This is a genomic window from Streptomyces calidiresistens (assembly GCF_014141525.1).
GTDB lineage: Bacteria > Actinomycetota > Actinomycetes > Streptomycetales > Streptomycetaceae > Streptomyces > Streptomyces calidiresistens.
In genome coordinates this window covers 1-6,917 of sequence record NZ_VKHS01000227.1, presented here as the reverse complement: position 1 = coordinate 6,917, position 6,917 = coordinate 1, and the positions used below count along the sequence as shown (strand labels likewise).

At 73.1% G+C, this 6,917-nt stretch carries 4 protein-coding genes; 1 reads left to right on the top strand and 3 read right to left on the bottom strand.

Features of this window, described 5'->3' with window-relative positions; translation table 11 throughout:
• Window positions 1–317: 317 nt before the first annotated feature.
• The gene (locus FOE67_RS11710; protein WP_182663323.1) at window positions 318–2,807 is read right to left on the bottom strand and encodes a DUF6049 family protein; all 2,490 of its coding nucleotides are present in this window, start codon (window positions 2,805–2,807) and stop codon (window positions 318–320) included.
• A 328-nt stretch (window positions 2,808–3,135) separates the two neighbouring features.
• On the opposite strand from FOE67_RS11710, the gene FOE67_RS11705 reads away from it, so the two are divergent.
• Window positions 3,136–4,581 (top strand): CCA tRNA nucleotidyltransferase, encoded by a 1,446-nt coding sequence (locus FOE67_RS11705; RefSeq protein ID WP_182663321.1) that lies wholly within the window; start codon window positions 3,136–3,138, stop codon window positions 4,579–4,581.
• A gap of 158 nt (window positions 4,582–4,739) precedes the next feature.
• On the opposite strand, the gene FOE67_RS29215 is transcribed toward FOE67_RS11705, so the two are convergent.
• Both FOE67_RS29215 and FOE67_RS11695 read right to left on the bottom strand, forming a co-directional pair.
• Window positions 4,740–5,267, bottom strand: coding sequence for an LppU/SCO3897 family protein (locus FOE67_RS29215; protein WP_228473789.1), 528 nt, complete (start codon window positions 5,265–5,267; stop codon window positions 4,740–4,742).
• Window positions 5,268–5,562: 295 nt separating this feature from the next.
• On the bottom strand, window positions 5,563–6,837 hold the full coding sequence (locus tag FOE67_RS11695; RefSeq protein ID WP_182663319.1) for an MFS transporter: 1,275 nt from the start codon (window positions 6,835–6,837) through the stop codon (window positions 5,563–5,565).
• Between the last annotated feature and the right edge of the window lie 80 nt (window positions 6,838–6,917).

Here is a 6,917-nt window from a genome sequence, read left to right as displayed (position 1 = left end):
CGTGGGCTTGGAGATGTGTATCAGAGACGGGGGGGAGTACGGGCCGGGGGGGAGGTCGCTCCGCTCCCCCGGCCCGGTTCCGCGCGGATCCGCCGGGCCCGAACCGTCCGCACGGCCCCGGCCCGTCGCGCCCGACGGGGTGGAGCCCCCGGATTCCGGGTCACGATCGTATGGCGCTTGCATGTGGTTACCCCACCTCGAATCGCGGCGGTCGGAGGATCACCGACCTGCTCCGACGTGTGCCTGCTGTGTGCGCCGGCTCGACGGGCGGCGCCGACGGATGCCCGGACACCCGAGTGGAACGCGGTGGTTCCGGGTCATCGGCCGCGCTCCACTGTCTCACCCCGCCGGACGGACGCCGTGGCGCCGCCTGCGGTGTCGGTGTCCGACTCACCCGCCGGGGTGTCCGTGGCGGGGTCCCCGGCGGTACCGGTGGGGCTCTTTCCCCCGGCGTCATCCGCCGGGTCGGCTCCGGTGTCCCCGTCCCTCCCGGCCCCGGGCTCCCTCGTGGCGGAGTTCCCGTCGGTGCCGGTGCCGGGGCCGGGGGCGTCCCCGGGCCCGTCCGGCTCCCCGCCGGGCGTTCCGGCCGCGCCCTCCGCCCGCTTCCGCTGGGTGTACATGCGGATACCGGCCAGCACCACCAGCAGCACACCGCCCGCGATCACCAGCATCACCGCCGAGGTGATGGAGGTGACCCGGGCGTGGAAGCGCATCGCCTCGCCGTACGGCTTGCCGTCGGCGGTGTAGAGCTGGGCCTCCAGTACGGTGCGGCCGTTGGCCCGGGCGGTGGCCTCGAACTTCACCGACTGGCTGTGACCGCCGCCCACGGCGACCTCGCGGGCCTCGTCCACCTCCAGGCCGATCCGCCGGCTGGAGGTGAGCCGCAACTCCAGGCCCTGCACCTCCTGCATGAGGTTGTTCTGCACCGTCACCGGGATGATCGCGTTGCGTCCCGAGAGGGTGATGGGGCTCTTCTCGATCAGGTGGACCTGCTCGGTCAGCTCCCGCAGTTCGGCGCGGACCTCGGCCCGGTAGCGGGCGGCGTCCACCGGCTCACCCCGCCAGGAGGTGGACATCTCGCGGCGGATGGCGTTGCCGAAGGGGGTGACCACCCGATCGGCCCGGGTGAGGATCACCGCGAAGTCCTCCAGGGCCCGGTGGGTCTCCCGCATGGCCTCGAAGGAACCGGTCGGCTGCTCCTGCTCGCGCAGCCGCTCCGGGTACTCGTCGGTGCCGGGGACGGAGAGCGCGGCCAACGGGTCGGGCTCCGCGCGCGCGGTCTCGTCGAGCTCGGCGAAGCGGGCCCAGTCCGCCCCGTCCGCGAGTGTGTCCACGGCCGCGGCCAGGGCCCGGGCCTGCGCGGTGGTCGGCATCCGCTGCGGTGCCAGGACCATGTGGCGTTCCGCCGCCGGTGTCTGGTCGGCGACGACCATGGTGTGGGCCAGCAGCGACTGGCGGGCGGCGGTGACCTCCCCGGCCCGACTCATGCGGCCGTCGGCCAGGGCGGAGAGCCGGGTGTCGGCCACCACGGCGGTGACCCCGCCCCCGATGGGACCGGCGGCCGAGGGGGTGTGGTCCCCCTCGGTACCGGTGCGCACGCTGTCGTCGCGGGTGATGATCCGCTGTGCCCCCGCGGAGGTGGCCACCGAGACGATGTCCGGGTCCACGGCGCCCTCGACGGGCCAGGCGAAGTCGGTGCGGGGGGTCACCCCCAGGATGGTCTCCACGGTCACCGGCGCCAGCTCGGTGGCGGCGCGCAACTGGGCGAGGGCGCCGGGTACGGACTTGCCCTGGTGCGCGAGGGAGGCGAGGTCCGGGTCGGCGTAGGGCAGCGCGACGACCTCCGCGTCGGCCACCGCCTCGCGGAGGCGGTGCAGCCAGGCCCGGGCCACTTCCTGGCCCTGCCCCTCGACCGTGCCGTCGGGGCCCCGCACCCGGTACTCGTCGGTCATGGCGTCCACGGACGCCAGCAGGTCGGGGTCGATCACCCAGGTGACCGGCAGGTCGGCGCCGAGGGTCACCATGTCGTGCAGCCGACCGCCGGAGGAGATCTCGGTGAGGAGGGTGTCGTCGCGCAGGACGGGGATCTGCTCGTCGCCGTTGCGGGAGCCGGGCAGCAGGTGGGAGGTGGAGATCAGTGGCCAGAGGACGGTCACGGCCGTGCCCCCGTCCTCCTCCGGGTCCCCCCGGTCCGCCGGGTCGGACACGGGCAGCAGCGTGCGGCCCGCACCGAGGATCTGGTCCCACTGCTCGGCCTCGGTTCGGCCGGTCACCGCGACCGTCACCTGGTGCACCCCGGCCGTCCCGATGCCCAGTTCGGAGACCGGGAGCCGGATGGTGAAGGGGCGGGCCTGCTCGGGCTCGATCGGCTCCAGGTCGACGCCGTGGCCGCTCAGGAAGGAGCCGTCCCGCCCGACGTCGAAGCCCTGTCGGTCGGCGGCGGCGTCGATGGCGGCCCGGTCGGTGAGGGGAACCGCCAGGCGTGGAGCGGCCTCGGCAGTGGTGATCGTGGAGTCACCGGTGTTGGTGACGGTGCCGCGCAGGGTGATGAAGGAGTTCGGGCGGGGGACGGCGGGCGAGACCTCGGTGACGGTCACGCGGGCCGCACCGATGTCGGCGTCGTCCACCGCGGGGGCGCCGTCCGGGGTCTCCTCGGCCGCGGCCGGACCGGCGGACAGCAGGATCGCCCCGCCCGGGAGGGGCACCAGCAGGAGGGTGAGGATCAGGGCGGTCAGGAGGCCGCGAGGACTCCACCGTCCGTTCGACGGCTCACGGGATGCGGTCCCCGCAGGTTCGGCCACGCCCATGCCTCGATCCCTCAACGCCGCTGCCACTGGCTGTGCTGCTCATGGTAGCCGGCGGGCGGGAACCCCATGACACGCCGCAAGTCGCCCCCGGTGGTCCCGGGCGGGGTTCGGGCGCTCCCCGGGAGGCGCCCGGGAGAGGGGAACGGCCGCGGAAACCCACGTACCCTGTGCTGTTGTGCCGAACGACAGGAATGACAGCACCGCAGGCGCCCGCGATGCCGGGGCCGCTTCCACGACCTCCACGCCCTCGGGGTCCGGGACACCGACGGCCGCCGGCGTTCCCGGCCCCGGCAGGCCGGGGGAACTCGGGGAGGCCCAACGCCGGGCGGTGACCGAACTCCTGCGGGTCTCCCCGGTGGCGGACGACCTGGCCCGTCGCTTCGAGGCGGAAGGGCACTCCCTGGCGCTGGTGGGCGGGTCGGTGCGGGACGCGCTGCTGGGCCGCCTCGGTCACGACCTGGACTTCACCACCGACGCCCGTCCGGAGGAGGTGCTGCGGATCGTCAAGCCGTGGGCCGACGCCGTGTGGGAGGTGGGCATCGCCTTCGGGACCGTGGCCTGCCGCAAGCGGGACTTCCAGCTGGAGATCACCACCTACCGGTCCGAGTCCTACGACCCCGCCTCCCGCAAGCCGGAGGTGGCCTACGGCGACTCGATCGAGGGTGATCTGCTGCGGCGGGACTTCACGGTCAACGCCATGGCGGTGGCCCTGCCGGAGAAGATCTTCATCGACCCGCACGGCGGCCTGGAGGATCTGGCCCGGCGCCGGCTGCGGACCCCCGGTGCCCCGGAGGACTCCTTCACCGACGACCCGCTGCGGATGATGCGCGCGGCACGGTTCGCCTCCCAGCTCGACTTCGAGGTGGACCCGCCGACGGTGGCCGCGATGACGGCGATGGCCGAGCGGATCGACATCGTCTCCGCCGAGCGGGTGCGTGACGAATTGAACAAGTTGGTGCTGGGCGGTCGGCCCCGCAAGGGCCTGACCCTGTTGGTGGACACCGGCCTGGCGGCCCGGGTGCTGCCGGAGCTCCCGGCCCTGCGGCTGGAGCGCGACGAGCACCACCGGCACAAGGACGTCTACGAGCACAGCCTGACCGTGCTGGAGCAGGCGATCGCCCTGGAGGACGAGGGGCCGGACCTGGTGTTGCGGCTCGCGGCCCTGCTCCACGACATCGGCAAGCCCGGGACGCGACGGTTCGAGAAGGACGGTCGGGTCTCCTTCCACCACCACGAGGTGGTGGGGGCGAAGATGACCCGCTCCCGGATGGGGAAGCTGAAGTACTCGAACGAATTGATCAAGGACGTCTCGCGACTGGTCGAGCTCCACCTGCGTTTCCACGGGTACGGCAGCGGGGAGTGGACCGACTCGGCGGTGCGGCGGTACGTGCGGGACGCCGGTCCCCTGCTGGACCGCCTGCACAAGCTGACCCGCTCCGACTGCACCACCCGCAACAAGCGCAAGGCCGCCGCGCTCTCCCGCTCCTACGACGGGTTGGAGAAGCGGATCGAGCGACTGCGGGAGCAGGAGGAGCTGGACGCCATCCGTCCGGATCTGGACGGCAACGACATCATGCGGGTGCTGGGGATCGGCCCCGGACCGGAGGTGGGGCGCGCCTACCGCCACCTGCTGGAGCTGCGGCTGGAGAGGGGCCCGCTGGGGCCCGAGGGTGCGGAGGCCGCACTGAAGGAGTGGTGGGCCGGCAGGGAGGACGCCGGGGCGGTCGCCGGGGGTGTCGCGGACGGGCACCCGGGGGATGACCGGGAGACCTGAGGGACCCGGGAATCGGAAACCGGAAAGTCGGAGGAGGGGCACGTTTCACGTGAAACGTGCCCCTCCTCCGTGTCCTTCACGGGGCCCCCGCCCCGCTTGCCGTGCCGGGGAGCGAGGCGATTCCCCTCGGCTCCTCCCCGGCCCGGAGGCGGTGGGTGTCAGACCTGGCCCAGGCAGAGGGAGAAGGTCTTGCCCCGCTGCTCCTCGTAGTACTGGGCGACGTAGCCGGCCACGCCCTCACAGGCGGTGCGCGAGGTGTCGCCCTCGATCCGATCGAGCACCTTGTACTCGGCCTCGTCCGAGGTGCAGTCCACCTTCTTCATGTCCGGGCTCACCATGCTGCCCTCGTTGTGGAGGCAGTCACCCACCGCGGAGCCCCGGGCGTCGCTGCCGCCGAAGAAGAAGTAGCCGCCCGCGATGGCGAGCGCCACCACCGGGCCGACCGCGCGCAGCCACTTCTTGTTCTTCTTGGGCTCCTCCGCGGCGGGACCGCCGGGAGTCCCCGGAGCGCCCGGAGCACCGAAACCGGCCGTCGGGGCCGAGCCGGGGGCGCCGAAGCCCGCGGTGGGCTGCTCCCCCGGGGCGCCCGACTGCTGCGGGTGGCCGTAGCCGGGCTGCTGGGGCGGCTGCCCCGGCTGCTGGGGCGAGCTGTACGGGTTGGGGCCGGTGGGCGGCGGCGTGGTCATGGGGGTCCCCTCCGAAACATCCTTGTGCATCGCATCTTGTTGCCTCGGGAACCCTAGTGGGGTGGGGGACGCCCCGGGGGAAAGTTTCGGACCCAAGGGGGTTCTGTGGCACTGATGTGACATCTACATCGTGCGTATCCGGAGGTAACGGGCGGACGGACGTCACCCGAACGGCCGGTCCCCCTGCCGGCTCCCGGCTCCACCTCTGCCGTCCGTCCCTCCGGCCCTCCCCGCCTGTTCCGACCGCTCCCCGGGCCCGGACGGTGCCCGATGGCTCCCGGGGACCGTCGGGGCCTCATTCGAGTCGACGGAAGCGGTTCACCGCCACCGCCGTGAGGGCGTACAGCAGTGAGACCGTCACCAGGAGCGCCACCGAGCGACCGTCGGGGGGCAGCATCAGAGCGGCCACCCCCGCCGCCCCCACGAAGGCGACGTTGAAGAGCATGTCGTACAGGGAGAAGATCCGGCCCCGGAACCGGTCGTCCACCGTGGACTGCACCACGGTGTCGGTCACGATCTTCGACCCCTGGGTGACCACGCCCAGCACGAAGGACGCGACGAGGATCGGCAGCGGACGGAAGGTGAGACCCAGGGCCGGTACCAGCACGGCCGCGACAGCGGCGCAGAGCGCGAACCACCCCAACCGCCCCAGGCGCTCCACCGCCCAGGGCGTCATCACCGCCGCGACGAAGAAGCCGGCTCCGGAGACACCGACGACCAGGCCCAGCATCGCCATTCCGGCACCGACCTCGGCGTCCCCGCCCCAGGCGTAACGGGCCAGCATCAACACGGTGACCAGCAGCGCCCCGTAGCAGAAGCGCATCACACCGAGCGCCCCCAGGACGCGCGCCGCCGAACGGCGGTGGGCGAGGTGGCGCAGGCCGTCCACCAGCCCCCGCACCGTCTCCAGCAGGGCCCGGCGCACCGTGCCCCGGGCCTCCCCGGGGTCGGGTCCCAGTTGGTCGCGCCCCAGGGCCAGGGCCGCCGCGCCGGCGAGGACGTAGATCACGGCGGCGCAGATGAGGGCCAGGACGTCCCCGGCCCACCGGGCGTCCGCCACCGTGTGGAGCGCGAACCCGGAGGCCCCTCCGATGGTGGCGGCCACCGTCCCGGCGGTCGGGGAGATGGAGTTGGCGACCACCAGGCGCTCACGGTCCACCACCCGGGGCAGGGCGGCGGACAGGCCCGCGAGGATGAAGCGATTGACCGCCGTGACCATCAGCGCCGAGAGGTAGAACAGCCAGATGGGAGCTCCCGCGAGGACGAGGGTGCAGCTGGCGGCGGTGAGCCCGGCGCGCAACAGGTTCCCGTACAGCAGCACCTGACGCCGACTCAGCCGATCGAGGAGTACTCCGGCGAAGGGGCCGAGGAGCGAGTAGGGGAGCAGGAGGACCGCCATCGCCGCCGCGATGTCCGCCGGTGTCGCCTGTTGTTCGGGGGAGAAGACCACGTAGCCGGCCAGGCCCACCTGGAAGACCCCGTCGGAGAACTGCGAGAGGAGCCGGACGGTGAGCAGCCGGCGGAAGCCGCGGAACCGCCACAGGGTCCGCACATCGGCGATGACCGACATCAGGTGGGGCTTCCTTCCGGTGGTCCGGTCTCCCGTACGCCGCCTCGGCCGGGGTCGCCCCCGCCCGTGCCGACTCCCCC

Excerpts from the sequence above, each read along its gene's own strand:
- FOE67_RS11710 (WP_182663323.1), bottom strand. The coding sequence starts at position 2,807 with ATGGGCGTGGCCGAACCTGCGGGGACCGCATCCCGTGAGCCGTCGAAC.
- FOE67_RS11695 (WP_182663319.1), bottom strand. The coding sequence starts at position 6,837 with ATGTCGGTCATCGCCGATGTGCGGACCCTGTGGCGGTTCCGCGGCTTC.
- FOE67_RS29215 (WP_228473789.1), bottom strand. The coding sequence starts at position 5,267 with ATGACCACGCCGCCGCCCACCGGCCCCAACCCGTACAGCTCGCCCCAG.